17 protein-coding genes and 2 tRNA genes are annotated in these 20,186 nt (G+C 73.4%); 9 read left to right on the top strand and 10 right to left on the bottom strand.

What is annotated here, in order from left to right:
* Positions 1-65: 65 nt before the first annotated feature.
* Positions 66-1,244, top strand: a complete 1,179-nt coding sequence (locus ABT015_RS04375) for a M64 family metallopeptidase (protein ID WP_350876653.1) — start codon at positions 66-68, stop codon at positions 1,242-1,244.
* 146 nt (positions 1,245-1,390) lie between these two features.
* The gene (locus ABT015_RS04370) at positions 1,391-2,752 is read left to right on the top strand and encodes an MFS transporter (RefSeq protein WP_350876651.1); all 1,362 of its coding nucleotides are present in this window, start codon (positions 1,391-1,393) and stop codon (positions 2,750-2,752) included.
* Between the two features lie 63 nt (positions 2,753-2,815).
* Here ABT015_RS04370 and ABT015_RS04365 read toward each other — a convergent pair whose 3' ends face one another.
* Together ABT015_RS04365 and ABT015_RS04360 are read right to left on the bottom strand one after the other, a co-directional pair.
* Entirely contained in the window at positions 2,816-3,628 is an 813-nt protein-coding gene (locus tag ABT015_RS04365) for a BRO-N domain-containing protein (protein ID WP_350876649.1), read from the bottom strand.
* A 165-nt stretch (positions 3,629-3,793) separates the two neighbouring features.
* Positions 3,794-4,615, bottom strand: coding sequence for a maleylpyruvate isomerase family mycothiol-dependent enzyme (locus ABT015_RS04360; protein ID WP_350876647.1), 822 nt, complete (start codon positions 4,613-4,615; stop codon positions 3,794-3,796).
* Between the two features lie 173 nt (positions 4,616-4,788).
* On the opposite strand from ABT015_RS04360, the gene ABT015_RS04355 reads away from it, so the two are divergent.
* From ABT015_RS04355 to ABT015_RS04345, 3 genes are all read left to right on the top strand, one after another.
* Entirely contained in the window at positions 4,789-5,586 is a 798-nt protein-coding gene (locus ABT015_RS04355; protein ID WP_063348508.1) for a carbon-nitrogen family hydrolase, read from the top strand.
* A gap of 200 nt (positions 5,587-5,786) precedes the next feature.
* Positions 5,787-6,896: a GntR family transcriptional regulator gene (locus ABT015_RS04350; protein WP_350876645.1), complete on the top strand. Its 1,110-nt coding sequence runs from the start codon at positions 5,787-5,789 to the stop codon at positions 6,894-6,896.
* 115 nt (positions 6,897-7,011) lie between these two features.
* Positions 7,012-7,659, top strand: a complete 648-nt coding sequence (locus ABT015_RS04345) for a putative DNA-mimic protein (protein ID WP_350876643.1) — start codon at positions 7,012-7,014, stop codon at positions 7,657-7,659.
* A gap of 77 nt (positions 7,660-7,736) precedes the next feature.
* Here the strand turns inward: ABT015_RS04345 and ABT015_RS04340 are convergent, their stop codons facing one another.
* Complete coding sequence (locus ABT015_RS04340; protein ID WP_350876641.1) at positions 7,737-8,522, bottom strand: SLATT domain-containing protein; 786 nt, start codon at positions 8,520-8,522, stop codon at positions 7,737-7,739.
* A 367-nt stretch (positions 8,523-8,889) separates the two neighbouring features.
* Between ABT015_RS04340 and purD the strand changes: the two genes are divergently transcribed.
* From purD to ABT015_RS04320, 4 genes are all read left to right on the top strand, one after another.
* Entirely contained in the window at positions 8,890-10,137 is a 1,248-nt protein-coding gene (gene purD, locus ABT015_RS04335) for a phosphoribosylamine--glycine ligase (protein WP_350876639.1), read from the top strand.
* A gap of 532 nt (positions 10,138-10,669) precedes the next feature.
* Entirely contained in the window at positions 10,670-12,253 is a 1,584-nt protein-coding gene (locus ABT015_RS04330; protein ID WP_350876637.1) for a hypothetical protein, read from the top strand.
* 235 nt (positions 12,254-12,488) lie between these two features.
* Positions 12,489-14,102: a N,N-dimethylformamidase beta subunit family domain-containing protein gene (locus tag ABT015_RS04325; RefSeq protein WP_350876635.1), complete on the top strand. Its 1,614-nt coding sequence runs from the start codon at positions 12,489-12,491 to the stop codon at positions 14,100-14,102.
* A gap of 73 nt (positions 14,103-14,175) precedes the next feature.
* Positions 14,176-15,075, top strand: a complete 900-nt coding sequence (locus ABT015_RS04320; protein ID WP_350876633.1) for a phosphoribosylaminoimidazolesuccinocarboxamide synthase — start codon at positions 14,176-14,178, stop codon at positions 15,073-15,075.
* Positions 15,076-15,130: 55 nt separating this feature from the next.
* On the opposite strand, the gene ABT015_RS04315 is transcribed toward ABT015_RS04320, so the two are convergent.
* The 7 genes from ABT015_RS04315 to ABT015_RS04285 all read right to left on the bottom strand — a co-directional run bounded on the left by ABT015_RS04315 (position 15,131) and on the right by ABT015_RS04285 (position 19,759).
* Positions 15,131-15,751, bottom strand: coding sequence for a response regulator (locus ABT015_RS04315; RefSeq protein ID WP_350876631.1), 621 nt, complete (start codon positions 15,749-15,751; stop codon positions 15,131-15,133).
* Between the two features lie 28 nt (positions 15,752-15,779).
* The gene (locus ABT015_RS04310; RefSeq protein ID WP_350876629.1) at positions 15,780-17,012 is read right to left on the bottom strand and encodes a sensor histidine kinase; all 1,233 of its coding nucleotides are present in this window, start codon (positions 17,010-17,012) and stop codon (positions 15,780-15,782) included.
* 103 nt (positions 17,013-17,115) lie between these two features.
* Positions 17,116-17,949, bottom strand: a complete 834-nt coding sequence (locus ABT015_RS04305; RefSeq protein WP_350876627.1) for an ABC transporter permease — start codon at positions 17,947-17,949, stop codon at positions 17,116-17,118.
* A complete protein-coding gene (locus tag ABT015_RS04300; protein ID WP_350876625.1) occupies positions 17,946-18,959 on the bottom strand; it encodes an ABC transporter ATP-binding protein in 1,014 nt (337 codons plus the stop codon). The genes ABT015_RS04305 and ABT015_RS04300 overlap by 4 nt, the downstream gene beginning before the upstream one ends.
* 157 nt (positions 18,960-19,116) lie before the next feature.
* Positions 19,117-19,192 (bottom strand) — tRNA-Gly (locus ABT015_RS04295).
* A 39-nt stretch (positions 19,193-19,231) separates the two neighbouring features.
* Positions 19,232-19,304, bottom strand: a tRNA-Gly gene (locus tag ABT015_RS04290).
* Positions 19,305-19,441: 137 nt separating this feature from the next.
* Complete coding sequence (locus ABT015_RS04285; protein ID WP_063348519.1) at positions 19,442-19,759, bottom strand: histone-like nucleoid-structuring protein Lsr2; 318 nt, start codon at positions 19,757-19,759, stop codon at positions 19,442-19,444.
* Positions 19,760-20,186 lie beyond the last annotated feature (427 nt).

The raw sequence follows: 20,186 nt of genomic DNA, 5'->3' as shown, positions 1-20,186 counted from the left end.
GACGCACCCGTATGCCACCTGGCAACCCTGGCCGTCTCGTTCGGAGTCTGGCCGCGCTCGTGCTGGTGTCCACCGCCGTACTCCCCGCCGCCCTGGAACTGGTCGGCCCCTCGCCGTTCGGCGTGATCGGGCCGGGCGCCCCCGCCGACCGGGCCGTCCCGCCGCACGACGCGCAGCGCGCCGACCGCCGGACCGTCACGGCCGCCCCCACCGTCGACATACGCCGCACCGGGGACCCGGCCAACCGGATCACCCTGGTCCTGCTCGGCGACGGCTACACGGCCGCCGAACAGGACCTGTTCCGACAGCAGGTCGACCGGGCCTGGCACGCGCTGATGGCCATCGAGCCGTTCCGCACCTACCAGGGGTTCTTCAACATACGGCGGGTCGAAGTGGTCTCCCCGGTCTCCGGGATAGCCGAGACCGAGAGCCGCGGCCGCAACCCCGCCACCCCGCTCGGCATGCACTTCTGGTGCGAGGGCACCGCCCGGCTGCTCTGCGCCGACGAGGCCGCCACCGCCCGGTACGCGGGCGACAGCTCCGGGCCGCAGTACCTGATAGCCCTGGCCAACTCCACCGAGTACGGCGGCGCCGGCGGCACCGGGGTGACCACCCTGGCCGGCGGCAGCCCGGACGCCGGGCGGATCATCCAGCACGAGATCGGCCACACCGTGGGGGACCTCGGCGACGAGTACGACAGCGCCCCGGACGACTCCGAGTACCCGAACCTCGCCACCCTCGACGCCGACGACATGCGCAAGAAGCAGACCAAGTGGTGGCGCTGGCTGGGTGCTGAGTCCCCGGACGGCGCCGGGACGGTCGGCGCCTACCGCAGCGCCAACGGCCTCTACCGGCCCACCCCCGACTCGGTGATGCGCACCCTGGGCAGCGCCTACAACCTGCCGTCGCGCGAGGCGATCATGGAGGAGCTGTACCGCAGGATCCGGCCCACCGACACCCCGTCGCCGCCGCCCGGCGAGGTGAGCGGGCGCCCCCGGCTGAACGTCCGGCCGGTGCCGCTGACCGGCCCGCGACAGCTGAAGGTCGAGTGGAAGGTGGACGGCGTCGCGGTGACGCCGCAGGCCGCCGACGGCTCCTGGCTGGACACCGACCAGCTGAACCTGGCCCCGGGCCGGACGGCCACCGTCACGGCGACCGTCCGGGACACCACCGACTGGGTGCGGGACGAGGCCTTCCGGGACCGCTACATGACCCGGGCGGTGTCCTGGACGGTGACCGGCTGACGCCCGGTCCGCGGAATCCGCGGAAGCCGTGCTCCGCGCAATCCGTGCTTCGCGGAATCCGCGGTCTGTGGAATCCGTGGTCCGTGGACGATCGACCGCACCCCGCACTGGGCGTCCCATCATGGGATGACTAGTCTGGTCGCACTATGACCGTGGAGCCCGCCCGTTCAGCCGCACCCCTGTCCGTCCCCGCTCCCCGAACCGCCGACCCGGCGCCGCCGGCCGCCCCGACGCCGTCCGCCGCCCCCGCGCCGTCCCCGCCCGGCGGACGCGCGGCCTGGCTGGCCTGGTCCATCGGCGTCAGCGTCTACATCCTCGCGGTGATCCACCGCACCAGCCTCGGCGTGGCCGGGCTGGACGCCGCCGACCGCTTCGGCATCGGCGCCTCCGCGCTCTCCACCTTCTCGATCCTCCAGGTGCTGGTCTACGCGGCCATGCAGATACCGGTCGGCCTGCTCGTCGACCGGATCGGGCCGCGCCGGGTGCTGCTGCTCGGCGTCGTCCTGCTGAGCCTCGGCCAGCTGGCCTTCGCGTTCAGCTCCTCCTTCGCCCCGGCGCTGGCCTCCCGGGCGGTGCTCGGCTGCGGCGACGCGATGACCTTCATCAGCGTGCTGCGGCTCGCCGCCCGGTGGTTCCCCGCCGCCCGGAACCCGTTCGTGGCCCAGCTGACCGGCCTCGCCGGAATGGGCGGCAACCTGATCACCACCGTGGTGCTCGCACAGGCCCTGCACCGCGAGGGCTGGACGCCCACCTTCACCGCGATCGCCCTGCTCGGCGTCGCGGTCTTCGCGCTGGTCGCGCTCTTCCTCAAGGAGGCCCCGGCGGCCGCCGTACGGCCGGTCGAACACCCGCCCGCGCCGCGGCCGAACGTCGGTCGGCAGGTCCGTGCGTGCTGGCGCGAACCGGGCACCCGGCTCGGGCTCTGGGTGCACTTCACCACCCAGTTCCCCGGCAACGCCTTCGGCCTGCTCTGGGGCCTGCCCTACCTGGTGGAGGCGCAGGGCCTCTCCCGGGCCGCAGCCGGCGGACTGCTGACCCTGCTGGTGCTCAGCAACATGGCCTTCGGTTTCCTGTTCGGCCGGGTGCTCTCCGTCTCGGCGCGGGCCCGGATGCCGATCGTCCTCACCGTCATCACGGCCACCGCCCTCGGCTGGGCGCTGGTCCTGGCCTGGCCCGGCGGACACCCGCCGATCTGGCTGCTGTCCGCCATCATCGTGGTGATGGGCAGCAACGGCCCGGCCTCACTGGTCGGCCTCGACTACGCCCGCGCCCGCAACCCGGTGGAGCGCCTCGGCACCGCCTCCGGGATCGTCAACATGGGCGGCTTCATCGGCACGATGATCACCCTCTTCGGCATCGGCGTCCTCCTGGACGGCCTCTCCCCGGCCGGCACCGACTCCTACTCGGCCGACGCCTTCCGCTGGGCGTTCTGCTGGCAGTACGTCCCGCTGGCGGTCGGCACCGTGATGATCCTGCGCCTGCGCCGCAAGGTCGCGGCGGGGGCGTAAGGTCTCTGACCTGTGGAAACGCGATTACCCTCAGAATTTCTGAGGGTATGCGGCACCGGTGGATCAGCGTCCGTACTCCCGCAACATCTCGGCCATCTGCGGCGGTGTCCCGTAGATCCGGGCGCCGTGCAGCTCTGCGTGCATGAGCCCGTCATCGGGTGGGGACTCCTGCTGTGCCGCGTTTCGCATGCGGATCAGGTCCACCAGCTTCAGTTTGGGGCAGCCGGGGACGATTCGGCTGGCCCGGATTCCGACCCGTTCCTGGCCTGGGCAGGCGAAGTAGGCGCCGAACGGTGGTCCGCTGTCCTCTTCCCGGCTTGGCAGGTGGAGGACCATTTCGCCGTGCTGGCAGTGGACCGTCCCGTCCGAGTGGATGGTCAGGCCGGGCCAGTCCTCGTGGTGGATCTCGGCGACGATCCTCACCTGCTGTCCGATCGCCTCGGTCAGGGTCTCCGCCATCCGCCGCTGCTGGGCGGGGATGTCGGTGTCCCCGCGGCGGATGGAGGGGAGGAGGTCTCGGGTGACCCAGTCCCTGAACGGCTGGGCGTCGGGCTTGCTCGACCTCATGATCAAGGTATACAAGCCTGCCTCGCTGATCACCCCGAGCAGTGGGTTTCCGCGCGCGTATGGTTTCCCACCTGCGGAAACGTCGTAACCATCGCTTTTGGCGATGGTTACCGAGCGCAGGTCGACGGTGCGGTGCTGGTGGGTCTCCAACCTCTTGACGGCGTCGGGCGGATTACGCCGGCCCAGGATTCGGCACACGTCCGCTGTGACGAACCACGGTTGTCCGTCGATCATCACGACTCTGATCGGTTGGCCTGTGACCGGGAAGCTCGACTGGACCAGGACCATCTGCTGCTGTTCGTCGTCCATGGGGACGCCCCTCCTTCTTCCGGGTGGTGGCGGGAGTGCCCGGAACAACGAGGTCGAACGGGTGAGGTGTTGGTGCTGGATTGACGGATGGATGCACGAGTGGTGCCGACCCGGCGCGCACTCGTGCGTGTACGCCGGGTGGTGCGCGCTGTGGGGTGGCTGGGGTCAGATGGTGACCGCGAAGGCGGACAGGACGCGGTCGGCGAGTTCCTTGTCGCCGTCGATGGTGACGGGGCCGGGGCGGCCGCGGCCGCAGGCGAGCCGGAGGTAGGTCTCCCAGTCCATGGTGAGCTGGACGTCGGGGGCCAGGCTGATCGACTCGTCGACGGTGCCGCGGCCGGTCGAGTCGACCCGGACGGTGCGCAGGAACTCCACGCGGCCGGTGACGTCCAGGACCATGGCCGTTCCGGCCGGGGCGCCGGCCTGGTGGGCGACGGCCTTGGGCAGCAGCCCCAGCAGGACGTCCCGGGCGATCAGGGCGGCCGGGGAGTCGAGGTTGCCGGGGGTGTCCAGGGCCCGGCGCAGGTCCTGCTCGTGCACCCAGACGTCGAAGGCCCGCAGGCGCAGCAGCTCGTGGTAGTGCACGTCGCGGCTGTTCGGGCCGGCCGGCCAGCGCACCGGCTCCAGGGGCATCTGCTTGGCGTTCCGCAGGGCCCGGGAGCGGCGGATGATCGTGTACTCCAGCTCGCTGGTCATTTCCAGAGCGGTGTGGCAGCGGCGCTTGTCGACCGGCAGTTCGATGTAGCGGGCGAAGTCGGTGGTGACGTGGCGAAGGTCACGCGGCAGGGAGTGGATCGGGCGGGGGTCGCCGAGGAGTTCGGACTCGACCGCGATGATGTGCGAGACGACGTCCCGGACCGACCAGCCGGGGCATTCGGTGGCCCGGTTCCAGGAGCCCTCGGGGAGGGGGGCGACCAGCTCCGATATGGACTCGATGCTCTGGGCCCACGCCTCCGTGTAAGCCTGCACGGTCTGGTTGTCCGTCACGGGAATCTCCGGCCCTCCGTCAGCTTCCTTGCCCTCTGCGCCCGGCCTCCCCGGTCGGCCGGGATGGTCCGGCTTCCAGGCGCACACGCTAACCGCACGTTACGCTGCCGGGAGACAGCTGGGCAGCGCTTTCGGGTGACGATCGTAGGTCTCTTGCCGTGGACGGTGGTACTGTGCGCGCTTCATTGATCCAACTCGGGGTCTCCGACGCCGAGCCGCCCGCCGAACGGCGGGCCCGGGCCGCCGCGCTGGTCCGGGCGCAGCAGGGTGCGGACCTGGTGGTCCTGCCGGAGCTGTGGCCGCTCGGCGGCTTCGCCTACGACCTGTGGTCGGACGGCGCGGAGACGCTGGACGGGCCCACGTCGGACGCTATGGCGGCGGCCGCGCGGGCGGCCGGGGTCTGGCTGCACGCCGGTTCGATCGTCGAGCGCGATCCGGACGGGCCGATCTACAACACCTCGCTGCTGTTCGCCCCGGACGGCGAGCTGGTGCACACCTATCGCAAGATCCACCGCTTCGGTTTCGACAGCGGTGAGGCGGTGGTGATGGGTGCCGGGCAGGAGATCGTCACGGCGGCCACCGACTTCGCCACCCTGGGCCTGGCCACCTGCTACGACCTGCGCTTCCCGGAGCTGTTCCGGGCGCTGCTGGACGCCGGCGCGCAGCTGCTGGTGGTTCCGGCGGCCTGGCCGGCCCGGCGGCGCGAGCACTGGACGCTGCTGGCGCGGGCGCGCGCGGTGGAGGAGCAGGCGTTCGTGCTGGCCTGCAACACCGCCGGGACGCACGCCGGGGTCGAGCAGGCCGGGCACAGCATCGTGGTGGACCCGTGGGGCCGGGTGCTGGCCGAGGCCGGTACGGAGGAGCAGGTGCTGACCGTCGAGTTCGATCCGGCCGAGGTGGGCAAGGCCCGCGAGGAGTTCCCGGTGCTGCGGGACCGCCTGCTGGGGATCCCGGCGCCGGTCCAGCGCTGACCCCGGCCCGCCCCGGCCCGCCCCGGCCCGGTCCGGCTCGGCTCGGGCGGGGGAGTCCGGGGGTGTCGGGGCCTCCGGGGGGTTGGTTTGTACCTTCTCGGGGCGGGTTTGAGAAGATGAGCACTCGTCGTGTTCCCCGCCGCTCGTTGGCCGGTCCGCCGAGGGGCGGCCTGATCGGCCCGCCCCAGGAGGTTGCGCGCATGCCCGGCAACGGCGCAGGCGACACCCGTCCCGTCATCCAGCGCAACAGCCTGCGCGAGCAGATCGCCGGTGCGCTGCGCGAGGAGATGATGGCCGGCCGGTTGGCGGCCGGCCGCAACTTCACCGTCAAGGAGATCGCCGAGCTGTACGGCGTCTCGGCGACCCCGGCCCGCGAGGCGCTGGTCGACCTCGGTGCGCAGGGGCTGTTGCGGGCCGAGCACCACCGCGGGTTCACCGTGCCCGAGCTGGGTTGGGACGACTTCCTGGAGATCTTCGAGTCCCGGGTGCTGGTCACCGACAGCTACTACCGCCAGTTCTCCGCCCGCCGGGCGCTGCCGGACCTCGCCAGGCTGCCCTCGCTGCGCCGCCGGGCCGACGCGGCGGTCCGGGCCGCCCGGGCCGGGAACCTGGACGTGATGGTGGGCTGCGACCGCCGGTTCTGGCAGGAGGTCGCCGCGCTGATCGGCAACCGCCGGATCGGCGACTACCTGGACTGGCTGCGGGTGCAGTCGTGGATGTTCGCCGCGCCCTACCTGCGGGAGCTGCCCGTCCTGGCCGAGGTCTGCTGGGACCGCCACCTCGACCTGGTCGACGCCATCGGCGCGCGGGACCTGGTCGGCGCGCACCGGATCATCTGCGAGTACAACCTGTACACCGCCCGGCTGCTGGCCGGGCTGGCCGGGCGGCCGCTGGAGTCGGTGACGGTGCTGGGGCTGCTCACCGAACCCCTGGGCGGCGGACCCGTGAACGGCGAACTCCGGAACGGCGAACCCCGGAACGGGGAGTCCGGTGGCGTCGGGCCTGGTGTCGCCGGGCTCCTGGACGGCGGGCCCGTGCCGCCGGCTCCGTCCTCCGACGTGCCGTCCTCCGACGCCCCGTCGGTGGCGGCCGAACCGCTTCCCGGCCAGGCGTTCGACCAGGTCGGGAGGAGTCGGCGCCGGCCGGGCGAGGAGGTCGGCCGGGAGCACGGGCGTGAACTCGGGCTGGGGCTCGGCCTGGTGCCGCAGCCGCGTTCGGTGCCGTACGGCCGGTTCGGCCGGCGGCTGCCCGAACCGCCCCCGGACGCACCGCAGGGACGGCCCGACCCGCGCCCGGCCCCGGGCCGGTAGGGTGGGCGGTCGTCGAACCGCGCGTCCCGCACAACGGCCGTCCGGGTACCGACCCCGCCCCCGTCGTCGTCCCGCTCCGCGGGCGACCCCGTCGCCCGGAGAGGAACTGCCGGCCATGGCCTGCGACCTCTGGCTCGTCCCGCTCGTGGACGTGCTGAGCCACAGCCCCGACAATCCCTTCAGGGACGATCTCGCCCTCTACAACGCGGTGTTGGCCTCCCGCGGGCTACCCGAGGTGCCGGTCTACCAGTACGTACCGGGGCTGAGCGGGGCGGTCGAGCCGATAGCCGCCTTCGACTACGACTCGCTGCACTTCCTGCGCCGTGCCTACCTGCTGGGCCTCACCGGGCTGGACATCACGCCGGTGGACTCGCTCGGCGGCGACTACGAGCAGCTGCTGGAGATGTTCGAGAGCAGCGCCGAACAGTCGCACCTGGTCTGGCACTTCGACCACGCGGGCGCCTACGTGCCGATAGAGTTCCCGGCGCCGCTGGTGGACGACGCGCTGCTCGCCTCCGGCGGTCCGCTCGGCTCCAGCCACGGACTGCTGCGCGAACTGCAGGCCGTCGCCCCGGCGCTGGGCCTCGACCCGCTCAACCCGCCGGACCCGACCCGGCCGCTCGGCCCGACCGGCCTGGAGCAGCCGTTCGGGCCGCCGCTGGACGACCTGCACCCCTTCGCCCGCGAGCGGCACGCCTGGGCGGGCCTGTACGCGGCGGCGACCCGCAGCCTCGCCCAGGGCTCGATGGTGGTCTTCGCCTGACCTGAGGCGCCCGACCGCCACGGCAAGGCGCCCGGCCGCCGCACCGGCCCGACCGCCACGGCAAGGTGGCCTGCCCACTACCGCAACGGCCCCTCCGGCGGCCGCTGGCGCGGCATGGTGGGCCGGGTGCCCGGCGGCGGCAGCACCCGAACCTGGGCGCCCACCCCGCTCTCGCTGCGCCCGCCCCAGGTGCCCGGGGCCTGGGTGGGCAGCTGGGTCATGGACGCGCGGAACTCCAGCATCCACTCCGAGGTCTCGGTGCGGACCATGTCCGAGACGTCCTCGCAGAACCGGCGCAGCACGCCGAGGCAGCGCTCGGCGGCTTCGCCCGCGGTGCCCTCGGTCGGGCCGAGCACCTCGCGCACGCACTCCGACGCCCAGTCGAACTGGAAGGCCTCCAGGCGGCGTTGCAGCGCCTGCGCGGTGCTGACGTCACGCATCCAGCCGGAGGTGAGGCCGAACACCCGGTCGGTGCCGTGGCAGGCGGCGGCGAGCGCCAGGCCGACGTAGCCCCAGCTGGTGCCGTGCGAGACCGCGCCGGTCAGGTCGACCAGCGGCGCGGTCACCCCGCCCACCGCGAAGCCGGCCGTGCCGAACCGCAGCAGGCGCGCCCAGCGGCGCTTCCAGATCCGGTCCTTGCGGTACCACTCGATCGCCTCGACCGCCCGCTCCTCGGACCAGCGGTACAGCTCCTCCAGGCGCTCGGCCGGCTCGCCCCAGTCCCCGAGGGGGAACTGTCGAGTGCTCAGATCGGCCCGTCGGCGGGTGGACGCCTGGCGGGCGATGGTCGCGGCGGGCGGGTCCTCCTCGCCGATCTCCTTGCCCCAGGCACTCTCCTCGGGCTGCATTTCCGGCTGGCTCACCTGTGGGGCTCCCTGTGGCGGGCGGACTGCTGGGTCTGGCGGTCCATCGACTGACTCAACGTCTGCCGTTGGTTGTCCAACAGCACTTCTTACCGCCAAATGGCTGACCATGGGGCCGCTTCCCCGGTGATCGTTACCGGATTCGGCCACCGGAACCCGAGGTGGAAGGGATGCGGGGGTCGGCGAGATTTCACCCGTCCGAGGGAGGGTCCGGTGACCCGCCGTCCTGACTCGGGCACCCGGTGCGCACCGAGCCGGTCCGAGTTGGAGGTTTCTCCGACATCCTCGGCGTACGGACCTCCTCGACTGGAGGATCGGACGGGACCGGAGAGCGGCCGGAACTGGCCACCGACTACCCTTGCCAAGCGTGAAGGTCCTCGTCATCGGCGGCGGCGCCCGCGAACATGCCCTGTGCCGCTCTCTGTCCCAAGATCCCGCTGTCTCCGAGCTGCACTGTGCCCCGGGCAACGCCGGGATCGCGCAGGTGGCGACGGTCCACCCGGTCGACCAGCTGAACGGCGCGCAGGTCGCCGACCTGGCCGTGCGGCTCGGTGCCGCCCTGGTCGTCGTCGGCCCGGAGGCCCCGCTGGTCGCGGGCGTCTCCGACGCCGTGCGCGCGGCCGGCATCCCGGTGTTCGGCCCGTCCGCCGAAGCCGCCCGACTGGAAGGCTCCAAGGCTTTCGCGAAGGACGTGATGGCCGGGGCCGGCGTGCCCACCGCCCGCTCCTACGTCTGCACCACCCCGGCCGAGGCCGCCGAGGCGCTGGACGCCTTCGGCGCGCCGTACGTGGTCAAGGACGACGGCCTGGCCGCCGGCAAGGGCGTGGTGGTCACCTCCGACCGCGCGGCCGCGCTGGCGCACGCCGCCTCCTGCGAGCGCGTGGTCATCGAGGAGTACCTGGACGGCCCCGAGGTGTCGCTGTTCGCGATCACCGACGGCACCACCGTCGTCCCGCTCCAGCCCGCGCAAGACTTCAAGCGCGCGCTGGACGGCGACGAGGGCCCCAACACCGGTGGCATGGGCGCCTACTCGCCGCTGCCGTGGGCGCCCGCCGGGCTGGTCGAGGAGGTCCAGCAGAGCGTCCTGCAGCCGACCGTCGACGAGCTGCGCCGCCGGGGCACCGAGTTCTCCGGCCTGCTGTACGCGGGCCTCGCGCTCACCTCGCGCGGTACCCGGGTGATCGAGTTCAACGCCCGCTTCGGCGACCCGGAGACCCAGGTCGTGCTGGCCCGGCTGCGCACCCCGCTGGCCGCCGTCCTGCTGGCCGCCGCCACCGGCACCCTGGACCAGCTGGAGCCGCTGCGCTGGGACGAGGGCGCGGCCGTCACCGTGGTCGTCGCCTCCGAGGGCTACCCGGCCGCGCCGCGCACCGGTGACCCGATCGAGGGCCTGGCCGAGGCTGAGGCCGACGGCACCGCGTTCGTCCTGCACGCCGGTACCAGGGCCGACGAGGACGGCCGGGTGCTGAGCGCCGGCGGCCGCGTCCTGTCGGTCACCGCGACCGGCGCCGACCTGGTGGAGGCGCGCGACCGGGCGTACGCCGCCGTGGACCGGATCGCCCTCAAGGGCGGCCAGCACCGCACCGACATCGCCCTGAAGGCGGCCACCGAGTAGGGCCTGCCCCGCCTCCGCCCGCAGGGCGCCGCGCACCGTGGGATTTCCCCCCATGGACGCAGCGCCCTGCGGCGTTTCCGGGGCGGGAGTGACTCCGGGGGCCGGCGCACCGTTCGGCGGCCGGATTCCAGCCCATCGGGTGACAGCACCCGCATCCGGCTGACGTAGCCGGGCGCCCGGCCTTATGGTGCGCTGGATCGCAGTGCGACGTGGCCGTGCGCCGGGGTCGCCGCCGGGTAGCGGTGTTCCCACGGGGGGATGCTGGACGGCGTCCGGCCGGGCGGGTGCCCGGGTGCTTCGCACCGGACCGGTCGTGACCGTCCGGAATCCGGGCGGTGTCACCGGGACGAGTGGAAACCGGGGCGATCCGGAACACCCACCCGGGCCGGTGCGTCGAACATGGCAGAAGCGCCACACAGCATGCACTACCGGGGATCGGACGCCTCCGCTTCCCGGTCGGAACTGATCGTTTCGAGTCGGCTCAGGGCCCGTCGCCGGGTGCCCGAGGGCTCCGAAGGGGGTGCCGCACCGTATGGCCGCAGTCGACACCGCGCGCGCTCACGCCCAGGCGGTCCTGCGGGTCCGTGGTCTCGCCCTGGCCGCCGCCGCCATGCCCGCCGCCGTCGCGGTGGTCCTGCTCGCGGGCCGGTTCACCGGGCGGATCGGTGCCCCCGGCTCCTCCGACGCCGCCGGGTGGGACGCCGCCCGCTGGGCGGTCTGCGCGGTGGCCGCGCTGACCCTCCTGGTGGCCGGGCTGACCGCCCGCGCCTACCACCGGGCCGTCCCGCCCCGGACCCCGGCCGTCCCGCTGAAACGCGCCGAGGCGCCCGAGCTGTACCGGCTGATCGACGAACTCGCCGACCGGCTGGACGTGCCCGCGCCCTCCACCGTGGCCCTCACCCCGGACTGCGACAGCTGGCTGGAGGACGTGCCGCCGGTGCGGCGGGCCCGCCCGTTCCGGACGCACCCCGAGCCGCCCGGCCCGGTCCTGGTGATCGGCTCACCGTTCCTGTGGTGGATGCGGGCCGGCGAACTGCGCGCCCTGCTCGCCCCCGTGGTGGCCGGCACCGCCGCCTCCGCCGACCCGGAGATCGCCGCCGCCCGCCGCTTCCTGCGCAGCCTGGACGCCAGCCTGGACTCCGGCCAGGGCGCGGCCCCCGGCCTCGGCGGCGGCACCCTGGCGGTCCCGCCCCGGCCGCCCCGCCGCGGTCCGGCCGCGCTCGCCGAGCGGATCACCCGCGGGATCACCCGCCGGCTGCTCGGCGCCTGCCGGGGACACGCCGCCGAGCTGGAGCGTGCCGTGGCGAGCTGGGCCTCCGAGCAGGCCAGGACGGTCGACTACGGCCTGCGGATCGCCGCCCAGGAGCAGGTCGGCCTGGCCTACGCGGGCTGGGACCGGCTGCTCACCCGGGTCGCGCTGCCCGCCTGGCGGCTCGGCCGCCACCCCGCCCACCTCAACGCCGGCGTCGTCTCCGCCCTCACCGAGCTGTCCCGGCGCGACCGCCTGGCCGACGGCTACGGCACCCGGCTCGGCGACCGCCCCGCCTGCGACCTGCTGGAGGAGCCCGGCACCGTCGACCGGGCGGTCTCCCGGCTCGCCGCCGAGCTGTTCTTCGGCAGCCCGGCCGCCGGAGCCTGGCACGAGCTGGAGTGGACCGACTACCCGGCCGACGTGGTGGACGCCGGCTGGCGGGCCCGCGCCGCCTCCCTGCAGACCGCCCTGGACCGGCTCGCCCCGCAGGCCCGCCCCGGCTCCCCGACGCTCACCCGGCTGCTGGTCCGGCTCGCCGAGGGCGAGGGGGAGCAGTTGGCCGCCGCGCTGGCCGCCCAGCTGGCCCGCACCACCGCCCCGGCCCCGCTGCTCGAAACCGCCCGCAGCGGCCGCGACCTGCTGGTCGACCACGTCACCGCGATGGTCTGCTGCGCCGCCGTCGACACCGCGGGCGGCGCGCCCGGGCTGGACTGGTTGGACGGTCCGGTGCTGCTGCTGGGCGGGATCCGCCGCACCGACCTGGCCGGGCCGGTCGCCCAGGCCGTCGAGCAGGGCCAGGACGGCCCGCTGCGGGCCTGGCTGGACGCCGCCGACGTCCGTCTGGAGAAACCCGTCCGGTTGTGAGTCGGACAGGTCGTGAGCCGGACGGGCGGCGCTCGGCGCTCCGGCGCGCGCCCCCAAACCGACCGGCGGGCGGCCGTCTCCGCAGGCCGGAGGCCCGGCCGGGGGAGGGCGTGAGATTCCCGGCACCAATTGCGACCGCAGGGTGACGGAGCGCCAGCACTCTGTGGTGTATTAGACCGCACGCACATCCGGGGGGCACGTGCCAACCGGGCGGAAGTGCACCTGGGAGGGGCGCGTGGGCACGGAACTCAACCGCCGCTGGGAGTCCGGAACGCACGCTTACAGCGTCTCCGACCCCTTCGGCCAGGGCCCGCTGCCCTGGCTGCGCAGCCCGGACCAGTACCTGGCCGGCGCCGAGGGCGCCGTCCCCTGGTACGTCTCGGTGGACGCGCCCGGCCAGCGGCCGCTGGCGGTCGGCGCCCGGCCCAAGCCGCCGGTCGGCACCCCGCAGAGCGCCAACGACGTGGACCAGCAGATCAAGGGCTTCGCCTCGGCCGGGGTGATCCGCCCCGGCGGTTCGGTGGACTTCCGGGTCACGGTCAACCCGCCCCGCGAGTTCACCGTGGACGTCTGGCGGATCGGCCACTACGGCGGCGACGGCGCCCGCCACATGACGTCCAGCCCGTTGATCGCCGGGCTGGCCCAGCCCGCCCCGCTGGTGGTCGAGCGGACGGTCTCCTGCCACCACTGGTGGCACTCCTGGCGGCTGCAGATCCCGGTGCACTGGAAGCCCGGCGCGTACGTCGCCGTGCTGACCACCGCGGACATGCTGCACCGCAGCCACATCCCGTTCACCGTCCGGGACTTCGAGGACCGGGAGCACGCCGCCGAACTGCTCCTGGTGGTCCCGGACGTGACCTGGCAGGCCTACAACCTGTTCCCCGAGGACGGCCGCAGCGGCGCCAGCCTCTACCACGCCTGGGACGGCCGGGGCGGCCTGGTCGGCGAGCCGGAGGCGGCCGTCACGGTCTCCTTCGACCGCCCGCACGCCACCGCCGGGCTGCCGCTGCACGTCGGCCACGCGTACGACTTCATCCGCTGGGCCGAGCGCTACGGTTACGACCTCTCCTACGCCACCGCCACCGACCTGCACGCGGGCCTGGTCGACCCGGGGCGGCACCGGGCGCTGATCTTCCCGGGCCACGACGAGTACTGGTCCGAGCCGATGCGCCGGGCCGTCGAGCAGGCCAGGGACGACGGCACCTCGCTGGTGTTCCTGTCCGCCAACACCATGTACTGGCGGGTCGAGCTGACCGCCGCCGCCTCCGGCGAACCCAACCGGCTGCTCAACTGCCGCAAGCGGCAGAAGGTCCAGCCGGGCAGCCCGGCCGCCGGGGTGTCCGGTTCGGCCAGCGCGCTGTGGCGGGACGCCGGCGAGCCCGAGCAGCAGGTGCTCGGCCTGCAGTACTCGGGCCGGGTCGCCGCGCCCGTCCCGCTGATCGCCCGGCACACCGCGCACTGGCTCTGGGACGGCACCGGCTTGCAGGAGGGCGACGAACTGCCCGGCCTGGTCGCCGGCGAGGCCGACCGCTACTACCCCAAGGTGGCGCTGCCCGAGCACACCGAGCGGGTGCTGCTCGCGCACTCGCCGTACCAGGACCTCGCCGGCCGCACCCGCTACCAGGAGACCTCGCTGTACCGGGCGCCCAGCGGCGCGTACGTGTTCGCGGCAGGTACCTTCGCCTGGTCGCCCGCGCTGGGCCGCCCCGGCCTCACCGACGAGCGGATCCAGCGGGCCACCGCCAACCTGCTCGACCGCCTCGGCAAGAACGAGGCCTCCTTCGGCGGTGCCTCCCTGGGCCGGAGCGGGGCCGCCCTCGGCCAGAAACGGGGCCTCGGGGGTTCGTGAAAGACTGCGGGGGCAGTGACCTCCCCTTTCGCGCGCCCCACGCCCGCGAACGACCCCTGAGGACTGAGACACCTTGAGCGGATTTGTCACCAAGCCCGAGCCGGTCCAGGTGCCCGGCCTCGTCCACCTGCACACCGGCAAGGTGCGCGACCTCTACCGGACCGAGTCGGGCGAGCTGGTCATGGTCGCCAGCGACCGGATGTCCGCCCACGACTGGGTGCTGCCGAACGAGATCCCCGACAAGGGGCGCGTCCTCACCCAGCTGTCCCTGTGGTGGTTCGAGCGGATCGCCGACATCGTCCCCAACCACGTGATCTCCACCGAGGTCCCGTCCGGCGCCCCCGCCGACTGGAAGGGCCGCACGCTGATCTGCCGCAGCCTGGACATGGTCCCGGTCGAGGCGGTCGCCCGCGGCTACCTGGCCGGCTCCGGCCTGGCCGAGTACCAGGAGAACCGCACGGTCTGCGGCATCGCCCTGCCGGAGGGCCTGGAGAACAGCTCCGAGCTGCCCGCCCCGATCTACACCCCGGCGCTCAAGGCCGAGGTCGGCGAGCACGACGAGAACGTCTCCTACGAGGAGACCGCCCGCCGGATCGGCGCCGACCTGGCCGCCCAGCTGCGCCGCACCACCCTGGACGTCTACGGCCGGGCCCGGGACATCGCCCGCGACCGCGGCATCATCCTGGCCGACACCAAGTTCGAGTTCGGCCTGCTGGACGGCGAGCTGCTGATCGGCGACGAGGTGCTCACCCCGGACTCCTCCCGGTACTGGCCGGCCGACGAGTGGCAGCCCGGCCGCTCGCAGCCGTCCTTCGACAAGCAGCTGATCCGCGACTGGCTGGTCTCCCCGGCCTCCGGCTGGGACCGCTACAGCGAGCAGCCGCCGCCGGAGCTGCCCGCCGAGCTGGTCGAGCGGACCCGTGCCAAGTACATCGAGGTGTACGAGCGGCTGACCGGTACCGCCTGGGCCTGACGCCCGGCCGCCCGCGAGCCCGAGGCCGGATCTGGATCCGGATCTGGATCCGGACCTAGATCCAGCCGTGCTCGCGGGCGATCCGCACCGCCGCGTGCCGGTTCTCGGCGCCCAGTTTCCCGGCCGCCGAGGACAGGTAGTTGCGGACGGTGCCGGGGGACAGCGCCGCCCGTTCGGCGATCTCGGTGATCGAGGTGCCGTCGGCGGCCAGCTCCAGGACGTCCGTCTCGCGCGGGGTGAGCGGGGTCTCGCCCGCGCTGATCGCGTCCGCGGCCAGCTCCGGGTCCACGTACCGGCCGCCGGCCCGGACGGTCCGGATGATGCCGGCCAGGTCGGCCGCCGAGACGGTCTTCGGCAGGAAGCCGCGCACCCCGACCTCCAGCGCCCGCTTGAGGTAGCCGGGGCGGCCGTGGCCGGTGACGATCATGCAGCGGCAGTCCGGCAGCAGCCGGCGCAGTTCGGTGGCCACCTCGATGCCGTCCTTGCCGGGCATCTGGAGGTCCAGCACCGCGACGTCCGGGCGGTGGGCCTGCGCCATCGCCAGCGCCTCCGGGCCGGAGCCGGCCTCGGCGACCACGGTGATGTCCTCCTCCAGGGAGAGCAGCGCGGCCAGCGCGCCCCGGATCAGGTGCTCGTCGTCGGCGAGCAGGACGCGCACGGGTGCGGGGTCGGTCATCGGGCGGTCCTCCGTCGGTGGGTGCGGGTCAGAGCGGGACGGCGGCGAGCATCCGGAAGGTGCCCTGGGCGGCCTCGGGGATGGTCAGCTCGCCGTCGTGGGCGGCCAGCCGTTCGCGCAGGCCGCGCAGTCCGGTGCCGCCGCCCAGCGAGGGGAGCGGGACGGCGGGCACCCCGTCATTCTCCAGCTCCAGGACGGCGCGGCCGTCCTGGAGGTTCAGCCGGATCAGGCAGTGGGCGGCCTCGCTGTGCCGCAGCACGTTGGTGGTGGCCTCGCGGATCACCCAGCCGAGCACCGACTGGATCGCCGGCGGCAGTCGGTCGGCGTTCTCGCCGAGGTCGATCTCGCAGGTGACGTCGGCGCTGCGGAGCACCGCGCGGGCTCCGATCGCCTCGGCGTGCAGGTCGGCGGTGCGGTAGCCGCGGATGACGTCCCGGACCTCGCGCTGCGACTCCTGGGCGATCCGCTGGACCTCGGCCATCTGGTCGGCGGCCTCCGGGCGCCCGCGGCGGGCGAACTGGACGGCGAGTTCGCTCTTGAGCGCGATGGTGGTGAGGTTGCGGCCCATCACGTCGTGCAGGTCGCGGGAGAACCGCAGCCGCTCCTCGGCGACGGCCAGCCGGGACTGGGCCTCGCGGGCGGTCTCCAGTTCCCAGATGATCGCGGTCACCCAGGCGAAACTGCGGCAGGTGCCGACGAGGAAGGTCAGGCTGATCGCCGCTCCGACCGCCAGCCCGGCCGTGGTGGCGGGGCTCATCCCGGCCAGCAGCATCGCCGGGGCGATCAGCAGGATCAGGCCGAGTCCGGCGGCGAAGACCTGGCGCAGGGGCAGGCCCACGCCGATCGGGCCGATGGCGGCGCACAGCATGGCGATGGCGACCGACGCGGTGAACGGCGTCCCTCCGGGCCGCCCGGCTTCGGCTGCGGACGGGCCCAGCAGCAGGACGGCCCAGGAACCGGCGACCGAGAGGGCGCTGTTGACGATCAGCCAGCGCAGGTGCTCGGTGGGGCGGTGCAGGTAGTGGTCGAGCGAGGTGCGGAACGCCCGGAGGCAGAGCAGGGTGGAGGCGAGCGAGACGACCAGGGTGACCCGGACGGCGTCGACCGACCGGTCGATGTTCGTGACGGAGGAGGCGCTGAACACCAGGTTCACCGGGACGATGCACCAGGCCACCATGTAGAGCGACCAGCGGAAGTACAGCTCGGCGCGTTGGGGCTTGCCGAAGCCCTTCCATCTGCGGACCGGCCCCTGGACGGCCATCGAATCGCTCCCCGTTTCGATCAAGATCGTGTCGCTACCTTCATATCAGAGGCGGAACGGGGGTCTGACCTTCGCACTTCCAGAGAGGGTGCCCGCCGGGGCGTCAGCGGCGCGACTCCCAGCGGAAGTAGCGCACCGCGCCCCAGACCGCCAGGCCGAGCCAGACGGTGCCGGTCACCAGGTGCGGGGCGGCGGTGGACCAGGTGCCGGCGAAGCCGGTGGCGGCGGCCGAGCCGTCGCTGCCGGTCCAGCCGATCCGGATCAGCTGGAAGGCCGGGGTGGTGGGCAGCAGGCGGCAGAAGTCGGCCAGCCCGGGGGGCATGATCTCCAGCGGGATGAGCAGGCCGGAGCCGAACTGGGAGACCAGCAGCACCGGGAGGGTGGTGATGCCGGCGGTCTCGACGGTCTTGGTGAAGGCGCTGGAGATGGCGGCCAGTGCGATGAAGACGGCGATGCTCAGGACCAGCCCGACGGCCAGCAGCAGCGGGTTCACCGGCGTGCTGAGCTTGAGGAGGGCGGCGGCGCCGATGCCGACCACGGCGCACATCATCAGGGCGAGGCTCACCGAGGGCACCGCCGTACCGGCCAGGATCTCGATGTCCCGGGCCTCGCCGGTGCGCAGCCGCTTGAGCACCAGCTCGTTGCGGCGGGCGACGTACGCGGCGGTCAGGTTGTAGTAGACGACGAAGGCGAGGACGCCGCCGATGGTCCCGGTGATCAGCAGCGTGTCGACGTCCAGTCCGGGGTGGGACTCGGCCTGCTGCTTGAGCATGTTGCGCCGGCCGGCGATCAGCAGCAGCGGCAGCAGCAGCGCGGTGAACAGGGCGGCCCGGTTGCGCAGCAGCAGGGTGGCCTCGGCGCGGCCGAGGGAGAGCAGCCGGCGGGCGGTGGTGCTCTGCGGGCCGGCGGCGGTCTTGGCGGCGGTGGCGGTGGTCATCGGGCGGATCCGATCAGGCGGCGGCGGGCGGTGCGGGCGGTGGGGGCGGCGGGCGACTGGGGCGGGGCCTGGTGGGCGGCCTCGGAGGCGATGGCGAGGAAGGCCTCCTCCAACGAGGCGCTGCGGGCGTCCAGGGAGCCGAGCGTGATCCCGTGCTGCTGGGCCCAGCCGAGCAGTTCGAAGAGGGTGTGCTGGAGGCCGCCGGTCTGCACGGTGACCTTGCGGCCGTCGACGGCGATCTCGGCCCCGGCGAGGACCGGCAGCGCCGTCCCGGTGAACTCGGGGAGTTCGAAGCTGATCCGGGAGGGCCGTCCGGCGATCACCTCGGCGACGGTGCCGGTGGTGACGACCCGGCCGCCGTGCATGATGGCCAGCCGGTCGGCGAGCTCCTCGGCCTCCTCCAGGTAGTGCGTGGTGAGCAGCACGGTGGTGCCCTGGGAGCGCAGTTCGCGGACCAGCCGCCAGACGGCGGCGCGCGCCTCGGGGTCGAGGCCGGTGCTGGGCTCGTCCAGGAAGAGCACCTCGGGGCGGCCGAGCAGGGCCATCGCGAGGTCGAGCCGGCGCCGCTCGCCGCCGGACAGCTGCTTGACCCGGACGTCGCGGCGGTGGCCGAGGCCGACCAGTTCCAGGGCCTCGTCGACCGGGCGGGCGTTGCTGGTCATGCCGGCCCAGCTGCGGCCGGTCTCGGCGATGGTGAGGTCGCCGGGGAAGCCGCCCTCCTGGAGCATGATGCCGATCCGCGGGCGGACGGCGGCGCGCTCCCGGTGGGGGTCGTGACCGAGCACCCGGACGGTGCCGCCGGTGGGGGCGGCCAGGCCCTCGATGAGCTCCATGGCGGAGGTCTTGCCGGCCCCGTTGGTGCCGAGCAGGGCGAACAGCTCACCGCGGCCGACGGTCAGGTCGATGCCGCGGACGGCGTGGTACCCGGTGGTGCCGCTGCCGTAGTGGCGGTGCAGGTCGGTGACCTCGATCACGCTGTCGCCGGGGCGCAGGGGCTGGCTCGTTTCCATGGCTCAAGCCTTCCGCCTCCCCGGCCGGGCGGGCAGTGCGCGCCGTCATGAACCGGCGGTGGAGATCCACGGGTCGGCGATGACAAATGTCATGGGCCGGGATCGGCGTGGAGCGGGAATGCCGAAAGGCCCCCTCGATCGAGGGGGCCTTTCGTTCTGGAGCGGACGACGAGATTCGAACTCGCGACCCTCACCTTGGCAAGGTGATGCTCTACCAACTGAGCCACGTCCGCAGGTCTGACTATGGAGTTGTGCTGTGCTCGCACACTGCGAGCGGACGACGAGATTCGAACTCGCGACCCTCACCTTGGCAAGGTGATGCTCTACCAACTGAGCCACGTCCGCATGGTGCCTGGTGGGGCACCCGCCGCCTCTTCGGATCTCTCCGTTGCGGCGACGAGGATTACTCTACAGCATCGTCCGGGGTGGTCGCCCCACCCTTTCGGTCCGGGCGGGCGGGGCGACCGGGGTGCCCGGGGCGGTCAGTTCGCCTCGGCGAACTGCTCGTACACGTGCTTGGGGATGCGTCCGCGGGCCGGCAGCTCCATGCCGCGCGACAGGGCCCAGGCGCGCACCGCGGCCGGGTCCGGGGTGAGCGCGGTGCGGCGGAAGGACTTTCCGGTGCGGCTCTGGCGGCGGCCGGCCGCGACGAACGGAGCGAGGGCCTCCCGCAGCTTTTCCGCGTTGTCCACGGACAGGTCGATCTCGTACGACTTCCCGTCGACGCCGAAGTGGACGGTTTCCGCCGCGGCGCCGCCGTCCAGGTCGTCGGAGAGCGTGACAACTACACGCTGAGCCATGGGTGTCAATCCTCTCGGGCAATTCGGCCGCCGGTTCGCGGGGTGCGTCCGGGGGCCTGATGTGCACCACTCGCGCAAGCGCATACGGGCAGGCCTGGTGGCCCGCCGGATACGCAGCACTTGCCGCGACAGGTGGACCTATTCTGCACCCGAAGGGGGTCGAAATCGAAGAGTCCGGCATTCTTTTCCGGATATTCACGTGTCTTCGCCGGAGTGCCGGATACCGGAGTGCGGGACGGGTCGATCTGTCCCGGAGTGCCGTATTCGGGTGTTCTTCGGGTGTTCTCGTTCCGGGGGCCGAATCCGTGGAAACCGCGCGGCCCGGCCGGGGGTTCACGGGCTTGGATCCCTTGCCGCGTAAGGGTCTCGGGTCTACGCGCGTCGCCTGCCCCGGCCAGCAATCCCGCCCGAAACCCCCGGTAGTCTG

Origin of the sequence: Kitasatospora sp. NPDC094016 (genome assembly GCF_040304045.1) — a bacterium.
Classification (GTDB): Bacteria; Actinomycetota; Actinomycetes; order Streptomycetales; family Streptomycetaceae; genus Kitasatospora.
The sequence above is the reverse complement of the archived record's forward strand: the minus strand, read 5'-3'. Positions and strand labels throughout refer to the sequence as shown.

Excerpts from the sequence above, each read along its gene's own strand:
- ABT015_RS04370 (WP_350876651.1), top strand. The coding sequence starts at position 1,391 with ATGACCGTGGAGCCCGCCCGTTCAGCCGCACCCCTGTCCGTCCCCGCT.
- ABT015_RS04365 (WP_350876649.1), bottom strand. The coding sequence starts at position 3,628 with ATGGACGACGAACAGCAGCAGATGGTCCTGGTCCAGTCGAGCTTCCCG.
- ABT015_RS04350 (WP_350876645.1), top strand. The coding sequence starts at position 5,787 with ATGCCCGGCAACGGCGCAGGCGACACCCGTCCCGTCATCCAGCGCAAC.
- ABT015_RS04345 (WP_350876643.1), top strand. The coding sequence starts at position 7,012 with ATGGCCTGCGACCTCTGGCTCGTCCCGCTCGTGGACGTGCTGAGCCAC.
- ABT015_RS04330 (WP_350876637.1), top strand. The coding sequence starts at position 10,670 with ATGGCCGCAGTCGACACCGCGCGCGCTCACGCCCAGGCGGTCCTGCGG.
- ABT015_RS04315 (WP_350876631.1), bottom strand. The coding sequence starts at position 15,751 with ATGACCGACCCCGCACCCGTGCGCGTCCTGCTCGCCGACGACGAGCAC.
- ABT015_RS04310 (WP_350876629.1), bottom strand. The coding sequence starts at position 17,012 with ATGGCCGTCCAGGGGCCGGTCCGCAGATGGAAGGGCTTCGGCAAGCCC.
- ABT015_RS04305 (WP_350876627.1), bottom strand. The coding sequence starts at position 17,949 with ATGACCACCGCCACCGCCGCCAAGACCGCCGCCGGCCCGCAGAGCACC.
- ABT015_RS04300 (WP_350876625.1), bottom strand. The coding sequence starts at position 18,959 with ATGGAAACGAGCCAGCCCCTGCGCCCCGGCGACAGCGTGATCGAGGTC.
- ABT015_RS04285 (WP_063348519.1), bottom strand. The coding sequence starts at position 19,759 with ATGGCTCAGCGTGTAGTTGTCACGCTCTCCGACGACCTGGACGGCGGC.